The 17,774-nt window shown below is 36.7% G+C and carries 17 protein-coding genes and 1 riboswitch; of the genes, 12 read left to right on the plus strand and 5 right to left on the minus strand.

Annotated elements, in window-relative coordinates; translation table 11 throughout:
- Positions 1–5: 5 nt before the first annotated feature.
- Positions 6–404 carry a (deoxy)nucleoside triphosphate pyrophosphohydrolase gene (locus MHI47_RS01470; RefSeq protein WP_340829131.1) on the minus strand — a complete coding sequence of 133 codons (399 nt, stop codon included), beginning with the start codon at positions 402–404 and terminating at the stop codon, positions 6–8.
- A 638-nt stretch (positions 405–1,042) separates the two neighbouring features.
- Positions 1,043–1,089, plus strand: a riboswitch (PreQ1 riboswitch).
- A 130-nt stretch (positions 1,090–1,219) separates the two neighbouring features.
- On the opposite strand from MHI47_RS01470, the gene queF reads away from it, so the two are divergent.
- The 5 genes from queF to MHI47_RS01495 all read left to right on the plus strand — a co-directional run bounded on the left by queF (position 1,220) and on the right by MHI47_RS01495 (position 5,580).
- Positions 1,220–1,720, plus strand: a complete 501-nt coding sequence (gene queF / locus MHI47_RS01475; RefSeq protein ID WP_093536326.1) for a preQ(1) synthase — start codon at positions 1,220–1,222, stop codon at positions 1,718–1,720.
- Between the two features lie 142 nt (positions 1,721–1,862).
- Positions 1,863–2,534, plus strand: a complete 672-nt coding sequence (queC, locus tag MHI47_RS01480; RefSeq protein WP_340829133.1) for a 7-cyano-7-deazaguanine synthase QueC — start codon at positions 1,863–1,865, stop codon at positions 2,532–2,534.
- Positions 2,531–3,070 (plus strand): VUT family protein, encoded by a 540-nt coding sequence (locus tag MHI47_RS01485; RefSeq protein ID WP_093536322.1) that lies wholly within the window; start codon positions 2,531–2,533, stop codon positions 3,068–3,070. Before queC ends, MHI47_RS01485 begins: the two co-directional genes overlap by 4 nt.
- Positions 3,071–3,518: 448 nt before the next feature.
- Entirely contained in the window at positions 3,519–4,865 is a 1,347-nt protein-coding gene (locus MHI47_RS01490) for a trypsin-like peptidase domain-containing protein (RefSeq protein ID WP_340829134.1), read from the plus strand.
- 91 nt (positions 4,866–4,956) lie between these two features.
- Positions 4,957–5,580 (plus strand): hypothetical protein, encoded by a 624-nt coding sequence (locus MHI47_RS01495; RefSeq protein ID WP_340829136.1) that lies wholly within the window; start codon positions 4,957–4,959, stop codon positions 5,578–5,580.
- 322 nt (positions 5,581–5,902) lie between these two features.
- On the opposite strand, the gene MHI47_RS01500 is transcribed toward MHI47_RS01495, so the two are convergent.
- The gene (locus MHI47_RS01500) at positions 5,903–6,721 is read right to left on the minus strand and encodes a purine-nucleoside phosphorylase (RefSeq protein WP_340831981.1); all 819 of its coding nucleotides are present in this window, start codon (positions 6,719–6,721) and stop codon (positions 5,903–5,905) included.
- 195 nt (positions 6,722–6,916) lie between these two features.
- Here MHI47_RS01500 and MHI47_RS01505 point away from each other — a divergent pair, with 195 nt between their 5' ends.
- The 4 genes from MHI47_RS01505 to MHI47_RS01520 all read left to right on the plus strand — a co-directional run bounded on the left by MHI47_RS01505 (position 6,917) and on the right by MHI47_RS01520 (position 12,610).
- Positions 6,917–8,230 carry a GHKL domain-containing protein gene (locus MHI47_RS01505; RefSeq protein ID WP_340829138.1) on the plus strand — a complete coding sequence of 438 codons (1,314 nt, stop codon included), beginning with the start codon at positions 6,917–6,919 and terminating at the stop codon, positions 8,228–8,230.
- A gap of 318 nt (positions 8,231–8,548) precedes the next feature.
- Complete coding sequence (locus MHI47_RS01510) at positions 8,549–10,288, plus strand: sensor histidine kinase (RefSeq protein ID WP_340829140.1); 1,740 nt, start codon at positions 8,549–8,551, stop codon at positions 10,286–10,288.
- Positions 10,288–11,016: a LytR/AlgR family response regulator transcription factor gene (locus MHI47_RS01515; protein ID WP_340829142.1), complete on the plus strand. Its 729-nt coding sequence runs from the start codon at positions 10,288–10,290 to the stop codon at positions 11,014–11,016. The genes MHI47_RS01510 and MHI47_RS01515 overlap by 1 nt, the downstream gene beginning before the upstream one ends.
- A gap of 151 nt (positions 11,017–11,167) precedes the next feature.
- Positions 11,168–12,610 (plus strand): carbon starvation CstA family protein, encoded by a 1,443-nt coding sequence (locus tag MHI47_RS01520; protein WP_093536306.1) that lies wholly within the window; start codon positions 11,168–11,170, stop codon positions 12,608–12,610.
- Positions 12,611–12,777: 167 nt separating this feature from the next.
- Here MHI47_RS01520 and MHI47_RS01525 read toward each other — a convergent pair whose 3' ends face one another.
- The 3 genes from MHI47_RS01525 to MHI47_RS01535 all read right to left on the minus strand — a co-directional run bounded on the left by MHI47_RS01525 (position 12,778) and on the right by MHI47_RS01535 (position 15,621).
- Positions 12,778–14,493, minus strand: coding sequence for a GMC family oxidoreductase (locus MHI47_RS01525; protein ID WP_093536304.1), 1,716 nt, complete (start codon positions 14,491–14,493; stop codon positions 12,778–12,780).
- A 46-nt stretch (positions 14,494–14,539) separates the two neighbouring features.
- Complete coding sequence (locus tag MHI47_RS01530) at positions 14,540–15,301, minus strand: gluconate 2-dehydrogenase subunit 3 family protein (RefSeq protein ID WP_340829143.1); 762 nt, start codon at positions 15,299–15,301, stop codon at positions 14,540–14,542.
- Positions 15,302–15,363: 62 nt separating this feature from the next.
- Positions 15,364–15,621, minus strand: a complete 258-nt coding sequence (locus MHI47_RS01535) for a hypothetical protein (RefSeq protein ID WP_093536300.1) — start codon at positions 15,619–15,621, stop codon at positions 15,364–15,366.
- A gap of 280 nt (positions 15,622–15,901) precedes the next feature.
- Here MHI47_RS01535 and MHI47_RS01540 point away from each other — a divergent pair, with 280 nt between their 5' ends.
- Genes MHI47_RS01540 through MHI47_RS01550 form a run of 3 tightly spaced genes read left to right on the plus strand, consistent with a single transcriptional unit; the run spans position 15,902 to position 17,610 of the window.
- A complete protein-coding gene (locus tag MHI47_RS01540) occupies positions 15,902–16,279 on the plus strand; it encodes a PH domain-containing protein (protein WP_093536298.1) in 378 nt (125 codons plus the stop codon).
- Positions 16,280–16,294: 15 nt separating this feature from the next.
- On the plus strand, positions 16,295–16,906 hold the full coding sequence (locus tag MHI47_RS01545; RefSeq protein ID WP_340829146.1) for a histidine phosphatase family protein: 612 nt from the start codon (positions 16,295–16,297) through the stop codon (positions 16,904–16,906).
- Positions 16,903–17,610, plus strand: a complete 708-nt coding sequence (locus MHI47_RS01550; protein ID WP_340829148.1) for an alpha/beta fold hydrolase — start codon at positions 16,903–16,905, stop codon at positions 17,608–17,610. The genes MHI47_RS01545 and MHI47_RS01550 overlap by 4 nt, the downstream gene beginning before the upstream one ends.
- Positions 17,611–17,774: the final 164 nt, after the last annotated feature.

Raw genomic sequence — 17,774 nt, forward strand, 5'->3', positions numbered from 1 at the left:
CCAAATTACATACTTTCATTCGCTATTTTTTCAACTGCTGGAATATCAGCAGCAGCAAAGTTCAGTGTATGTAAATTTTCCCGAGTAACCCATCTTGTGTCGGCATGCTCCGTTGCAATTGGAGTACCATTTAATAATTTCGCTTTATAAGTTTCGAGTCTGACGATAAATTTTTCATATTCATAAGTCGTATCTTCTACTTTTTGACCAACCACAATTGTACAATTAAATTCTTCTGTAATTTCTCGTTGTAAAGCCTGCTCGGGTGTTTCTTCAGCTTCAATTTTACCACCCGGGAACTCCCAAAGATCGGGAAGTGACATAATGGGACTTCTTAACGCACAAAATATTTCGCTTTTGTCATTTTCAATAATTGCCCCAACTACATGGACTAATTTTTTCATTATGTATCACCCTAATTTCAGTTTATACCTATATCATAGCTGATTTTAAAGTAATGATCAGCAAGAAACTTTAAATGATTGGAATTTACTGATTGTTATATATCTAACTGTGGTTTCTATATGGGTATTAATAGAGGGGGAACATTTATGATTTGCTGTTTGTTTAATAATTTATGAATGGGGTGGTATTTAAAGCTGATTGGAGAAAATGTTAAGTAGATATAGTACGGAGAGATATACAGTGAAGGCAATGAGGAACTTATTGGATAAGCCGGGGTAGGGAGTACATATAACAAAAAGTAGATACTCCACATAGTAGAGGTATCTACTTTTCTATGTTTCTGAGTCTCTTTGATAATCTAAATCTCTCCTAGGCTAAGATAGTTTGTAATATAAGCTTTAATAGCTCTTCTGTTGTTTCGGGTAATTGTTCGGGTAAGCTTAATGGATGTTTCATCTCTATTCCTCCTTTAATCTCGTATTCTATTATCAATATAGGCAATCTAGTTCAAATTTATGCATGATATTATAAAAAAGTTTTGAATCTCTTAAATGGAGATTTGGAAATTCATTTGACTAGAATGCCTATTTGACGTCTTGGTCAATATTCTATATTATGATTGCATACCCGTACTTGACCGGGAGAGGTTCATAGCTTATACCCTCTATAAAAAACTATGGATACATGACTATTCGCCATGTCCATATAATTTGGACGTGGCTTTTTTGTTTTTATCCTTTTGTTTGTATAGATTGGTCTGTGAAGCCTCTTTTGAAAGTGTTGGGAAACAGTTTTTATAGGAGGTTTTTTTATTATGTCTGGAAGAAGTCATGATGAAGGTTTGAAGGATTTAACACTGTTAGGGAACCAAGGCACAAAATATTCATTTGATTATGCACCTGAGGTATTGGAGTCGGTAGATAATTTACATTCTACTCGGGATTATTTTGTGAAGTTTAACTGCCCAGAATTCACAAGTTTGTGCCCAATTACCAATCAGCCGGATTTTGCAACGATGTACATCTCGTATATACCGGATAAAAAAATTGTAGAAAGTAAATCGTTAAAATTATATTTATTTAGTTTCAGGAATCACGGGGATTTCCATGAGGACTGTGTGAACATCATCATGAACGATTTAATCGAATTGCTAGATCCAAGATATATCGAAGTATGGGGTAAATTCACTCCACGTGGAGGTATTTCTATTGATCCTTGGTGTAATTATGGAAGACCTGGAACGAAATATGTAGAAATAGCAGATTTTCGTTTGATGAACCATGATTTATATCCAGAGAAAATTGATAATCGTTAATGGAATAATCATATGTAAGGCAGAAGTGCTAAAATCCTGAAACTAGGGGCTAGGCGCTAGAGATAGACAATCTAAAAAATTCAGAAGATGACAGCATTCTTCCTTATGGTGCTGTTTTGTCGATATAAGGGAGTTTAAACGGGTGAAGCAGGAAAAGGCAATTATTGTGTTTAGTGGAGGACAGGATAGCACGACCTGTCTGTTTTGGGCAAAAGAACGTTTTAAAGAGATTGAGACAGTGACTTTTGATTATGGGCAAAGACATAGTCTTGAAATCGAATGTGCAAAGGAAATAGCTAAGGAGCTTGGTGTAAAGCATCACATTCTGGATATGTCGCTTTTAAATCAGTTGGCACCGAATGCTTTGACGCGAGATGACATAAAGGTAGAGGACGGGGAAGATGGGGGATTGCCGTCGACTTTTGTACCTGGTCGAAATCTGCTCTTTTTATCTTTTGCTGGGGTCTTAGCGAGCCAGGTAGGTGCAAAGCATATCGTAACTGGAGTGTGTGAAACTGATTTTAGTGGTTATCCAGATTGTCGTGATATTTTCGTGAAATCCTTAAACGTCACATTAAATCTTTCTATGGATACTACTTTTGTGATCGATACACCACTCATGTGGTTGGACAAGGCACAAACATGGGAACTTGCAGATCAGCTTGGAGCGCTCGAATTTGTTCGAGAGAAAACGTTGACTTGTTATAACGGTGTAATAGCAGATGGCTGTGGGGAATGCCCAGCATGTAAGCTGAGAAATAAAGGATTAGAAGATTATTTAACTTCTAAATCTATTGAAGGAGTAACATTATGAGAATTTTATTTTATTTAGTATCGATTGTGATTGCTAATGTCGTAACAGCAGCTTTTGCACCTTTACAGTTCGGGATGTTTATCGTCCCTATGGGAACATTGTTCGTGGGTGCTACCTTCATTTTTAGAGATCTTGTACAAAACAAATATGGTAGAGCAAAGACGTACTTATTCATTTTCATAGCTTTAGCATTATCAGCATTAGTGTCATTTATGTTGGGAGATACATTATTAATTGTATTTGCATCGGCAATTTCATTTGTTGTTGCTGAAACAGCAGATACAGAGATATATACAAGATTGAAACTACCCATGGCTTGGCGTGTATTCTATAGTGGGATTGTTGGTGGATTCCTGGATTCAGTCATTTTTGTCATAATAGGCTTGAGTCCTCTGGGAGCAAATATTCTTCCATGGGAAGCCGTGCCAGCCGCTATTGTAGGGCAAATTATCGTGAAAACCGTTATTCAGACAATCGGAGCGCTTATTTTGAGTCGGGTTTATGTAATGAAGGAAAAACGTCTTCTTTCTGAATGATTATATAAAAATTAAAATATTATAATTTAGCCTTCCAATAGACTTGGAAGGCTATTTATGATTTTACAGATTATGTAGAGGTTATTGAATACAAACAAGTAGGATATAACAATTAAAAATCGTTGTTTACAAGTATTGGTTATTATTTGCAGATGCCTTATAATAAAAATAGCTTAATAAAAATCCTTAAAGTTCCAAAAAATATAGTATAAAGTTTGTGCATTTATCAATAATTCCTATTTTAACAAACAGTAACATCTTCAAAGTTGTAAAAGGTTTGTTAGTGCATTTAAGAAAATGTATTTATTGGGGAATTGGGTATCCCCTGAAGAAGGAACAAAGAATATTATCAAAAGAAATAAAGAGGAAAATGTCAGAGGTATTACCAGTTGATATAGAGATTTTATAAAAAATATAGTAGGTAAAGGATATAGATGGAGGCGGGATTATGTATTGTTCCAAATGCGGGGTAAAAAACGATGAGAAAGCAAATTTTTGCGCAGGCTGTGGCGAAATATTAAATTCTACTAAAAGTGGCGTTAAAGGTATACTGATTGCTGGAATCATCTTCTTTTTGCTAGCACTTGGTGGGGTTGGTTATGGGTTTAAGGAAATTGTTTTTACAGAGAATGAAGAGGTTGAGGGAGTTGACAGGGAAAGACCTCCAAATGAAACTGCTACAGCTCCATTAACAATTAAGACGGAAGCAAAGAAAAATGAACAAGTGAAAGGAATAGCAAAAGATAAAACACAGGTAATACAGGAAACTATGCCAAAAGTGTTCACGATTCTGACCGACGACGGGGGCCAAGGTTCTGGATTTCTTTATGGCCAAGGCGGTTACATTGTAACGAATGCACATGTTGTAGCGGGGCACACAAATGTAATAATACGGAACTCTGCTGGGAAAGAATCCGAGGCTCAAGTAATAGGTATTTCGGATAGATCTGATGTTGCTCTCCTTTTATCTAATGATTATGCACAAGTAAAACCACTCTTCACCGAGGCTGAAGATTCAATTATTGGCACTGAAGTCATCGCACTTGGGAGTCCTCAAGGGTTTGAAAACTCTGCTTCCATTGGATACTTGACAGGTATCAATCGGGATATGGAACTCGGTTTTGTATATGAACATTTATATCAAATTGATGCCCAAATTGACAAAGGAAGCAGTGGCGGTCCTCTAGTAGATGCAAAGACAGGAAAGGTCATAGGGATTAACTCGCTTATCTACAAAGAAAATAATTTGTTTGGATTTTCCATTCCTATGAACAGCGTGACAGATCTAGTAGACAGCTGGGTTTCCAATCCTATGAGTGGTCAACAGGTTGCATCTCTTTTTGGCATTTATGAAGAATATACATATAGTGATGAAAATATTTCAGAAGATACTTATGAAGAAGAGTATACCGAAGATGAATGGAATTATTTTGCCTTTGAAGAGGAGACTTTAACTAATTTCATCATTACATTTAGAGAATATTACGAGATGGCTCTCGATGCCGAGGATTTTTATTGGATTAATGATATGCTACAACCGGATAGTATTGCCTACCAGGACTTAGAAGTATATATACAAGAAATTGCTGGGCAGGGAATGACCTTTGACTTCACTAATAATACTGTTACTGGTGTAGAGATGTATGATGATTATGCACTAGTTTCTACTAACGAGGAATTTGATTTTATAAATGCGGCTGGTGAATACACGTATTACAATCGGAATAAAGTATACACGGTAGTAATCAATAGTTCGGGTTATTATCAAATTACGAATATAGACATTTACGAATGATATGGTTGTAACAAGGTAATTACTTGAATACCCTAGTAATCTCCAGTAGACTAATAATTACCATAATTGACAACTGAGGAGAGAAATGCCGATGGAGATTTCTATAACAAAAGCTTTACGTGAGTTAAAAACATTGGATGCGCGCATTTTAAAAAAGATTAATGAGACAACTTTCGCAGCCTCTAAAAAACCGAAAGAGAATATTCGTGGATTTAAGACCGTTGAGGAGTTTGAAAAGGAAGCGAAAGAAAGTATACAATCCATAAAAGATTTGATGGATCGCAGAAAACAAATCAAAAAAACCATTGTAGAATCTAACGCTACAACTTTAGTAGAGGTTTCCGGAGTCAAAATGACGGTGGCTGATGCAATTGAGCGTAAAAACTTTATTGAAATTGAAAAAACTCTCCTTCGTAAGATGAATAACGATTATGCTCAGTCTCAGGAAAAAGTAGAAGTGAATAATGAACTTGCACAAGATCGATTAGACACACAGTTAAATAATATGATTTCTAAAGATGGTAAAACAGATTTAACAGCGGTGGAAGGCTACAAAAAGTTGTTTTGGGAATCTGAGGAAACAAAACTAATTGACCCGATCCACATAAAAGAAATCACCACTAAGATGGCTTTAGATATTGAATCCTTTGAAGATGACGTAGATGTAGCGCTAAGTGAAATTAATGCTCGTACACTAATCACTATTAAACAATAAGTAAGCTTGGAATTTGCTGTTATAGCGAAAAAGAAGAAAGTTTCCCCGTTTGCAGGGTCTGGGTAAATCCCTGCTCCCAACTATAGTATTTACGAAAGCTATAAAGCTTAAAGCTCAACCCTTAAAGCTAAAAGGTTAACCATCAAAGCTCTTATATTCTAACGCTCAATATTTAGCGATAAAAAATCTATAAAATCTCGGGTAACAGGTGTCGTAGGATTTGAAACTTCCTTTCTTCCCCTCCGAGCAGCTATGACAGCACAAAAAGAGTGGTCCTTCGAGACCACTCTTTTTGTATTAAAGTCAATTTAATCTATTTAACTTAGATCTCTTCCAAAATTCCTTTAACTAATCCAACGAATTTAACTCTTACTTTTCCAGCAACGTCAATTACTTCCTCATGATTTAGTGGCTGATCTAATATTCCACTTGCCATATTCGTAATGCAAGAAATACCAAGTACTTTCATACTGCTGTGAGTAGCTACAATTGCTTCGGGAACGGTAGACATACCAGCTGCGTCAGCTCCTAGAGTGCGGAACATACGAATTTCTGCAGGAGTTTCATAAGTTGGTCCACTCCACCAAGCATATACACCTTCTTGCAAATGAATATTTTGATCATTTGCTACTTTAGCTGCAATACTACGTAGCTCTTTGTTATATACTTCTGATAAATCCGGGAAACGGGTGCCTAATTCGTCATTATTTGGTCCCATTAAAGGATTGGCCCCGACTAAGTTAATGTGGTCTGTAATTAACATTAAGTCACCTGGGTTAAAGCTAGTATTTACTGCACCACATGCATTGGTAATAATTACTTTTTCTATACCAAGTGCTTTCATAACACGTACTGGGAAGGTTACTTCATCTAACGTGTAGCCTTCATAGTAGTGAAAGCGTCCTTTCATAGCAGCAACTATTTTTCCGTTTAATTCTCCGATGACTAGTTCGTTTGCATGTCCAATTGCTTCAGATTTCGCAAAATGGGGGATCTCGCTATATGGAATTTTGGTGGGGTTCTTAATTTCATCGGCAAGCGAACCTAAGCCTGAGCCAAGGATCATTCCGATTACAGGACGATGATCTGTCTTACTCCTAATATAATCTCTAGTTTCTAAAATGCTTTCCATGTTGTGCATCATAATTCCTCCTTGAAATGGTGCTTAAAAAAACAATACAAATGTAGTATACACTCTAAAAGTGGTAATGCAAAAATGGGATATGTGTACATTCAAGGTTATTGTTGGTGATTTATAGTATAATTACATTATTTACAATATATTTGTCGAATAATCTTGTTTTTAATAGAAATAAACTAAGGAAGTACTAAATATATGAAAAGTCATAAAGTAAAAGTAATTTTCTTCTTGTCTGTTGTATTATTACTCTTTTTTTCTGCTTTAAATGTGTATATATCATATGTGAGGATGAAACATACAATTGAAGAGTCAGTTGCAAACCAAAGTTTAGAGGCTGCCAAGTCCATTGCATCCTCAATAGATGTAGAAACGTATCAGAAATTTTTGGATAAGCCAGAGAAAAATGAACACTTTCGAGAAATTCAAATCTATTTAAGTGATGCTCGAGAAAAGTTGGGCTCCTTATATGTTTACACATTAGAGGTCGATAATCCTAAGGTTTCTAAAACAATGATATTAGGTCATTCTGGTGAGATTGAGAGTTTAGTTGATTATCCGATAGGGTTTGCATGTACGGTACCAAAAGAGCAAGTTAAAAAAGCTTATGAAGGACAAACTTATATAACCGGTGTGCTGAAGGATCCAGGTTATGGAGATTATTTATCTGTTGGTGCCCCTATTAAGAACGAAGAAGGAAAGATACTGGGGTATTTAGGTATCGATACTAGTGCAAATACCATCAACCAGATTAAAGGTGCTGCACTAGAAAGGAATATACTAGCCTTAATATTCAACGGACTCTTTGTTTTTATCGTGATTGTCTCCTTTTTGTTTATGCAAAGATGGTACAGAAGAGAGGTTGCTAAGGAAGTTGGGTATACAGAGGATACATATCAAACAGAGATGAAAACGCTAATAGCCTCTGTTTCTTCATTACGACATGATTTTTCAAATCATATTTTAGTTTTGCATGGACTTTTAAAAATAGGGCAGTCGGATAAGGCATTACAATATGCTTCCTCTCTTTTTAAAGAAGTAGAAGCAATAGAATCTATAAAAATAGATATAGCTCATCCTGGGCTTTCCATTTTGTTGCAAACGAAAAAAATTGCTGCTCAAAATAATCGTATTCACATGGATATTGTGATTTCTCCTGTTTCTTTTGACTGTATAAAAACAACTGATTTAATTATTATTTTGTCTAATTTAATCGATAATGCGATGGATGCAACAATGGAGCTACCTGAGGGAGAACGTAGCATACTCATAGAGTGTTCATCCAATAATACTCATTATGTATTTATAGTCACTAATACAGGAACTGAAATTTGCGATAAAGAACTAATCTTTAAACAAGGGCATTCTACTAAAAAAGAAGAACAAGGAAAAATAAGGGGTCAGGGATTGTTTATTGTGAAGGAAGTTGTAAATGGTTACAACGGAAATATTTCTATTGAATCATCAGCCGATTTAAAAACAACTGCCATAGTGGAAATCCCTCTAAAGTAAATTTCCACTTCGTTCATATACCTACTATAAAAAATAGATACCCTACCCAAATAGAGGTGTCTATTTTTCTTTAAAAAAAGCAAAGTATTTGCATGTGAATAAATTTCTAGGCCAAGGGCTATCCCTAGCAAACGCAACACCTTTAAAGAGACAAACACAAAGAGGTCAGCCAAAATATGAAATTATGAAATGGATTCAGCCAATTTGATAATTCAAAACTGTAAGAATCTGGTGCACTTCTTCCGAAATAAGATATGTATCATCCTGTTTATACAGTATAATTTAAATAATCTGTTTGTTTTGTAAGGTGGGATTCTGTTGTTGGACTTGCTTGCCATAATGCTTGAGAGGGTTGGCATGATTGTTGCCGTTGCCTTTATTTTGACTCGTTTTCAGTTTTTTAAAAACTTAGTGTATCGTGATAAATTGAATCGCAAGCAGGAGATTGCGGCGATCTTATTTTTTGGCTTTTTTGGTATTGTGGGAACGTATTTTGGAGTTGCACTCGATACGAATTCACTGCATTTTAATAGTGTCGCAACAGTTTTGAGTTCAGAGGAAGCTATTGCAAATTCACGTGTTATCGGTGTGGTCGTTGCAGGTCTGTTAGGCGGCTACCGTGTGGGGATTGGTGCGGGACTGATTGCAGGTATTCATCGTATGACATTAGGTGGATTTACAGCTGTGTCTTGTGGTCTGTCAACTATCATAGCGGGAGCTGTTGCAGGAATTTTTTATCGAAAAGAAAGGGCACTTAAACCGCTTACTGTCTTTGCTATAGGGGCATTTACTGAAGCGATGCAAATGTCTATGATTTTATTGATATCAAAACCATTTGAGCAATCACTTACATTGGTTAAGATCATTGGTATACCGATGATTTTAGCTAATGGTGTAGGAACTGCACTATTTATACTGATTGTCTATAATGTGATCAGCCAACAAGAGAAAGTATTGGCATTGCAAGCACAGAAAATGCTGCGTATTGCAAATCAAACACTAAGCTACCTACGCACCGGCATGAACATTGTCACTGCACAAGCCGTTTGTAATATTCTATTCCGTGAATTACAACCAAGTGCTGTTGCTATGACCAACCAAACGGACATTCTTGCGCATGTTGGAATTGCCAGTGATCATCATAAGGGGGGTAGTCCGATTCGGACAGATGAAACCAGAAATGTCATACAACATGGAGAGGTAGTTGTTGTCAATGATGGCACCATTCACTGCAATTATCCTGGCTGTCAATTAGGAGCAGCAGTCATTGTCCCACTTATACAGCGTGGAGAAACCATTGGCACACTGAAACTATACTATCCATCTGAAAAAGTCATAACTGAAGATAATATTGAACTAATTGTCGGATTGAGCTCCCTATTAAGTAACCAGCTAGAAATTGCTGAAACTGATCATGCTTATCAGTTGGCAAAAGAGGCTGAAATCAAAGCGTTACAGGCGCAAATCAATCCCCACTTTTTATTTAATTCTATGAATATTATTGTGTCGTTGATTCGCACAGATCCTGATCGGGCAAGGAAACTACTGACGTCATTATCCTATTTTCTGCGACAAAATGTCACAGGGACAACTGCGTCTCAAATAACACTTGAGCAAGAGCTATTGCATGTTAAAGCTTATTTGGAAATAACTGAAGCTAGATTTATAGATCGACTGACCATTTTATATGACGTGGATGAACATTTGCTAAATGAAAAGATTCCTCCATTCACATTACAGCCCATTGTTGAAAATGCTATTCACCACGGCATTAAGGATATGGAAAATAATAGTGTGGTTAAAATGACGGTACGTGACTTTGATGCAGAAATTGAGATTATCGTGAAAGACAATGGGAAAGGGATATTACCTGAACGACTCGCTGTTCTGGGCACAATGCCGCTCGAGTCCGAATCAGGAACTGGAGTAGGATTATTCAATATTAATAGTAGACTACTAATGACGTTTGGAGACCAGGCGGGTTTAAAGATTGTAAGTAAAGAGAATGAAGGAACAGCTATTTCCTTTAGAATTCCTAAATTGGGGGGGGATGCCTGATGGGATCGATTACTATATTGGTTGTAGATGATGAACGCTATGCACGAGAGGAATTAACGTATTTACTAGGTAAGTTTCCAAGAGTTCAAGTGGTAGGAGAGGCAGAGAGTGGAGAGGCTGCAATTTTAAAGGCATTACAGATCCATCCGGATGTTGTTTTTCTAGATGTCGAGATGCCTAAAATGAATGGAATAGAAGTAGCTAAAACCTTGTCGGGGTTTAAAAAAGTGCCACTCATCATTTTTGCAACGGCTTATCCACAATTTGCGGCAGAGGCCTTTCGGATTAATGCCGTCGATTATTTATTGAAACCGTACGATGAAAGACTACTAGAGCAAACGATAGAGCGAATAGAAAATACGTTATATCCCACACCAACGCCTGACAGTATGGAGAAGCTTGGGAAATTGGCGATAGAAACTGGCGGTGACATCGATTATATTCTACCGCAGAATATTTTGTATATCTATCGAGATGACAAAGTAACGAAAATTATTACGCAAACCGATGGATATGATGTGCGGACAACTTTGAAAGAGCTTGAAAGTCGTTTAGTACCATTTTCATTTTTTCGAATTCATAAAGGATATCTCGTTAATTTGAAATACGTCAGCCGCTTAACACCATGGTTTAATGGTGCGTATCAGCTAGAGTTGGAAGGATTAGAACAGAAGCTTTCTGTCAGTAGAAATTACGTTAAAGAATTACGCCAGCGTTTAGAACTGTAATAACGTGTTATCTCCCACTATTTGCATGTTAAACTCTTAAACTTGCATGTTGCACCGAAATACTCCTATTTTTGAAAATTTGCCATAAACTAAATATACCTTATGGCAAGAAAAACTAAATTCAGAAATAGAAGGAAATAGGAGGGCTCACATGATTACATTTTTTTGTGCAATTGCACTATTAATTGTCGCGTATTTTACTTATGGGAAATTCATTGAAAAGATTTTTGATCCTACAGATGCTCGAAAAACACCTGCATATGCAAATGCAGACGGCGTTGACTTCGTACCGATGAATAAACAAAAAAATGCGCTCATCCAGCTGCTAAATATAGCAGGAACAGGTCCAATCTTTGGACCAATTATGGGTGCGTTATTCGGACCAGTCGCTTTCTTATGGATTGTTTTAGGAGCCATCTTTGCAGGGGCTGTACACGACTATTTAACGGGTATGATCTCCATTCGCAACAAAGGTGCACATATTCCAGAGTTAGCTGGAAAGTTCTTAGGTAACGTTTCGAAACATATTGTAAACGTTTTCGCATTACTGCTTCTTTTATTAGTCGGGACAGTATTTGTAACGACACCTGCCTCTTTATTAGCGCTATTAATGGATGGTAAAGTAGCGTTATGGATATTGATTGTTGTTATTTTTATTTATTATTTCTTATCTACAATTCTTCCAATAGATAAAATTATCGGGAGACTGTACCCATACTTTGGCGCAGTACTACTGATTGGTACTGTGGGGGTTGGAGTTGCTTTACTAGTCTCTGATTATACAATTCCAGAATTGTCGTTAACAAACATGCACCCAGATAATGTACCAATTTTCCCGATTCTGTTCTTTACGATTACATGTGGTGCACTTTCTGGCTTTCATGCGACACAATCACCAATTATTTCGAGAACTGTCGAAAAAGAATCACAAGGTCGTTATGTATTCTATGGCATGATGATTACGGAAGCAGTCATAGCGATGATCTGGGCTGCAGCAGCAATGAGTATGCTAGACGGGCAAACATTAAGTGAATTTATCGCAACAGGGACACCTTCTGCAGTAGTTAATGAAGTATCCATGACTTTATTAGGAGCTATTGGGGGAACAATTGCGGTACTTGGTGCTGTTGTACTACCAATTACATCAGGTGACACAGCGTTCCGTGCTGCACGTTCAATCATTGCAGATTATTTGAAAATTGATCAGAAAAAAGTGGCGAAACGTTTGATGATTGCTGTTCCATTGTTTGCTATATCGGCGATGTTAACGCAAATTGATTTCAACATCTTGTGGAGATATTTCTCTTGGGCAAACCAAGCAACAGCGGCAATCGCCTTATGGATTGCGACAATGTATTTGTTCATTAAAGGAAAGAACTACATTGTGTCGCTAATCCCGGCACTGTTTATCACTTATATGGTATTTGTCTATATCTTAAACGCAAAGATTGGATTTAGGTTAGACTTGGAACTATCCTTCTATATTGGAATAGTATTAACAATTATTTTGACAATCATGTTCTTTATTAAAGCAAAAAATAATAGAGCAAACCAGATTGAAACGGATGTAGTAGTGGATAATGTGACTGAATAACAGAAAATAGGCTTGCATGAACTAAATCACGGAGAAACGAAATAGTTTCTCCGTGATTTTTTAAATACCCTCCTAAGATTGGGGGTTAGTAAGAGAAAAGCTACTCACTTCTTTAATAGAAAGAAGTGAGTAGCTTTTTGTTGTTGACTAATTCTATGAAATTACTACTAAATTAACGATCCGCCTTTTTCCATATACTTAAGAATACCTTCAGCCGCACGGTAAGATAATGCACCTACAGTACCAGTTGGGTTGTATCCAGCATTTTGCGGGAATGAAGAAGCCCCTACAACAAATAGATTTTCAACATCCCACATTTGTGAGTAGTTGTTGACTGCAGATGTCTCAGGATCCGCACCCATAATTACACCACCAGTATTATGAGTGGATTGATATTCAGCTACATTGTAAGGCCCAAGATCTCCACTAACATCCACATGATTGGCACCCATTTCTTTCAGAATTCCTTCACACTTTTCAGCCAAGTACTTCGTCAATTGACGATCTTGTTCTTCAAAGTCAAAAGTGATTCGAACTAATGGATCTCCAAATGCATCATTATAAGTAGGGTCTAAGTCTAGGAAATGTTGCTTATAAGCCATCGAAGCACCCTCACCACTTACCGTTAAGGAAGCATTTGTATATTTTAGGGAAGCATCTTTAAAATCCTTACCCCAAGATTTTGTGCCAGATGGAACTTGGTTGTTAGCAATAGGTCTTTGTCCTGTTTGACCAAGGATAATCATCCCACCGTGAATAAAATCTAAATCAGTGTGATCAAAGTTATCTCCGTTAAAATCATCAATAATCATACCTAAACCGCCGGCACCAGCAAAGTTGTTGAATTTATGATCATCGAAGAATCCAGTTGCTCTACCTTTACGAATTTGGTAGGCATAGTTTTTCCCAATAACGCCAGTACCAGTAGTTGGGTCATAAGGTCTTCCAATTCCAGAAAGTAATAGAAGACGAACGTTTGTAAATACATATCCTGATAATACGACAACATCAGCTGATTGTTCAAATTCTTCCCCAGTAGTTAAATCTGTGTAAAGAACTCCGGTAGCTTTTCCGTTTGAGTATAAAATACGACGTACTTCAGAATGTGGACGAACTTCAAAGTTCCCAGTAGCTTTTGCAACTGGCAGTACAGTTACACCAGGCTCTGCTTTTGCACCATATTCACAGCCAAAACGCTCACAAAATCCACAATATTGGCAAGCAACTCGAGAAATTCCATCTGGGTTTGTATAATTTTCCGATAGATTGGCAGAAGGTTGCACATACGGATGATAACCCATTTTTTTTGTAGCCTCATCAAATAAGCGCATTGCCTCTGTTTTTTTCATCGCCGGAGTAGGGAATGGGTTAGAGCGTCTTCCACCTAGTGGATTGTCTTCGCCAGAAATACCTGCCATTTTTTCGTATTGATCATAATAAGGTTCAATCTCATCATATGTAATACCCCAGTCTTGGATAGTCATATCAGCAGGTATTTTATCTAAACCATATTTTTCAATTGTTTTACTACGCAGTTCAAAATCATATGGAAGGAAACGGAAGTTTTGACCGTTCCAGTGGGCACCAGAACCACCAACACCAACACCGAGTAAGAATGAACCATAAGATCTCATAGGAAGAGAGCGCATTTTGTCGTTATTACGGAAAGTAATTGTTTCTTTTGAAAGATCTTGCATCATTTCATGTCGAACTGCATATCTAAGCTCATCATGGGCCATAAAATAATCTTCTGTTTTTCTCTCTTTACCGCGCTCTAATCCAACAACCTTTTTACCTTGTTTTGTCAGCTCAGCCGCGATGATACCAGCGGACCAACCAACACCTATTGTGACAACATCTACTTTAGGTAATTTTGTTACCATTATTATTTCCCCCTCAATCGTCAATTTCTATATAGCTATGATTCTATTAATGTTTGTGCTGAGAATTTAACGCCATCGGTTCAATCTTCGTAAATTCTTTTTCAATAATATCCAGGAAGCTCATCTGATGTCCTGGGAAATTTTTCATCTTCCAGCCTTCCATATTTGCATTACCACCATATAGAGGATCAGCGTAAGCGCCTTCAATTGTTGCTGTTCTTAGGACACCAAAGAAATGAGCAGAGGATACACCTTTAAGCTCCACATTTCCATCAGCGAACTCGGTTAATATTGCGTCTTGTTCATCTTCCGAAAGTTCTATGAAAGATTTATCATATGTTTTTAAGCTGTGATCTTGGATTCCTTTTAAACCAATTTCAAAGATTTGTTGACGATTTTGGCGACCTTGATAACCTTGGGTATCTTCTCCAGGGAAGAATGGTCCAGATGTATATTCTTTTGATCCCATGCCCCAAGCACCTGAAAGTTGATGGTCAATATAGTAGGCAACAAGTAATTCTTTTGCACCAGGACCGTTTTCATCTTTCGGGAAAATTCTCTCAGAAGCAGCTTCCGTTATACGATATTGTTCGGGTGTAAAGTACATTAAAGCAACATTTGGGTTAGAAGGAGCAGTACTTGAGTGCACATTTGTTTCATTCGCTGTAGTCTTTCCATCCTTTACGAGAAGACTCCCTAGGGCTCCTCCTAAAACGACGCCACCAACTGTTAAGCCTGAGTTTTTGATGAAAGTACGTCTCGATGAACGTTTGTCTAAAACAGGTGTATTTTTTTTCTGTTCAGTCATAATATAACCTCCTATATAAGTAGTTGAGAATTTTAACTAGGTAAATATTTATGCAAAAAAAATTAATGGATAATGGAATGCCAGTTATAGACGATAGAAAACAGTACAGTAAATACAATTAAAGAGCTTATAAAGTACAAATGTTGTTTTCCTGTCCAACAAAGAACGATAATGGCTAGACCAAGACCCGAGCCTACTAAAGCAAACCAAGGGAATGCACTATTATAGAAGAAAAGAGCTAGAGCAAAATCAGCTACTATAAATAATGCCAATAATACTTGATTCAAAATTTTTAATTCTTCCAAATTATATTGCGTCACTTTATTTCTCCTTTGACTTATACTATTTGTTTAGTAAATTTTATTTATACTAATTATTAAAGAGTAATAATACAAAACAAATCGTACTCAGTGTATCCTATTTTTATCTTGGTTTCTAGATAATATTTGCAAAAATTAAATAAAAAAATATTCAGATAATGAAATATGTTACTATGCGATAGCAATATATTGTAATTGGGAGTAGGCTTTTTTCATATCCTAGCAGGAGATTGGGATACAATTATTGAATAGTTACTAAAATGTATTAGGGGGAATAGAGATGGGATTTTTAGATGGGCTAATGGGGAATGTGTCGGAGATAGAAAATAGCCAGGTTGAGAGTGAGTTAAAGGATTTACTAGCCTCGTCTGAAAAGGTGGAACATGCGTATAAACTTATCCGGGATTTAATCGTTTTTACAAACAAGCGGTTATTGCTTATTGATAAACAAGGTATGAGTGGAAAAAAGGTAGAGTATCATTCTATTCCATATAGAAGTATCGTTCATTTTTCAATTGAAACTGCTGGCACCTTTGATCTGGACGCGGAACTAAAAATTTGGTTATCGGGAAGCTCAGTTCCTATACAAAAGAAATTCAATAAAACCCTAAATATATATAAGGTACAAAGTGTATTAGCGGAATATGTAATGCGTTAAAAGGGAGATGTGCAGGTGGAGTTACTTATTATACGACATGGACAATCGGAGGCAGATTTACTGGGAGTGCATGAAGGAAGAGCAGACTTCGCCTTGACTAAATTAGGGGAGCTGCAAGCAAATACAATGGGGACATACGTAGCAGAACATCTACCACCTGATATTATCTTAGCAAGTCCTTTATTAAGAGCAATGGGCACTGCCGAAATACTACAAAAATTCGTCGGCTGCAACTTGCTCATTGAAACTGATTTAATGGAATTTAATAATGGTGTGCTAGCGGGACTTTCTAAGGAGGTAGCTCGGGTGAAGTATCCACTACCTCTAGCAGGAAGACCATTACATATTCCTATTGAACAGGGTGAATCAGAATTAGAGTTTCGCTTTCGTGCAGAAAGAATTTTTCACAAAATCATGCAAGATTATCAGGGATATAATCGGGTGGCAATTGTCTCTCATGGTGGGTTTATCTCTCAATTCATCAAAGCATTCTTAAAGCAGCCTAATGAAAGTGAATTTGGGTTTGCGACAGGTGATACCGGACTCCATCTATTAGAAATAAAAGAGAAGGCAAGGATTATTAGGTTTCTAAATAAACAGGAACATTTAAAAGGTGAGATAGATTGATATTACATACAAATGTTATGGGTAATGGGAAACCTATCATTTTTGTACATACTGGTTTGCAAACTGGATTATTAGATTTTGAGTTTCAAAGAGAGTATTTTAGCCATAATTACCAAGTGATTTCACCAGACTTGAGAGGTCATGGTCGATCTAAAACAGAAAATATACAAAATTTCTTTGAGGATTCTGCAAAGGATTTATTGGAAACGCTGGATTATTTAAAAGTTTCTGCTGTTCATCTCGTAGGGTGTTCGTTGGGTGCACTTGTAGCGATTAAATTTGCACACATGTTTCCAGAAAGGGTTATTACGTTAGCTATTTCAGGAGTTACACCAGTAAAGCCGGACAACTGGTTGGAAATCCATAAGGAAGATGTTAAAGGGCAAAATAATTTATTACAAAACAATGAATTCGCTAATTACTTTGATTACCTACATGAATCTGATTGGCGACAGTTCATTCATTTTGGAAAAAATGAAAACTGGTATCCATTTGAAGATGTAAAGGCAGTAACAAAATTTGAATTCCCAGTACTATTCATCGTAGGGGAGAAAAAGCGGAATGAAACTATCGGTGCATCCATTTATCCTGAGATAAATTCAAATGTACGTATTGCAATTGTACCGTTTGCAGGGCATTTGGTTCATCATGAACAGCCTGAAATTTACACAAAGATATTAGAAGTATTTATAAAGACTGTGTAAGTTTCTTAGAAACCAAAAGAGTAGTTGGAAGTTTGAGGATGAATCCATATATTAAAAAACTGCTACCTTCTTTGATGGAAAGAAGGTAGCAGTTTTTAAGTTGTTGGCTAATTCTATGAGTAGAAATTATCGTTATAGTTAAGCAAATATTATTTGTTCATTTA

The sequence above is a fragment of the Psychrobacillus sp. FSL H8-0487 genome (assembly GCF_038008385.1).
Classification (GTDB): Bacteria; Bacillota; Bacilli; order Bacillales_A; family Planococcaceae; genus Psychrobacillus; species Psychrobacillus psychrotolerans.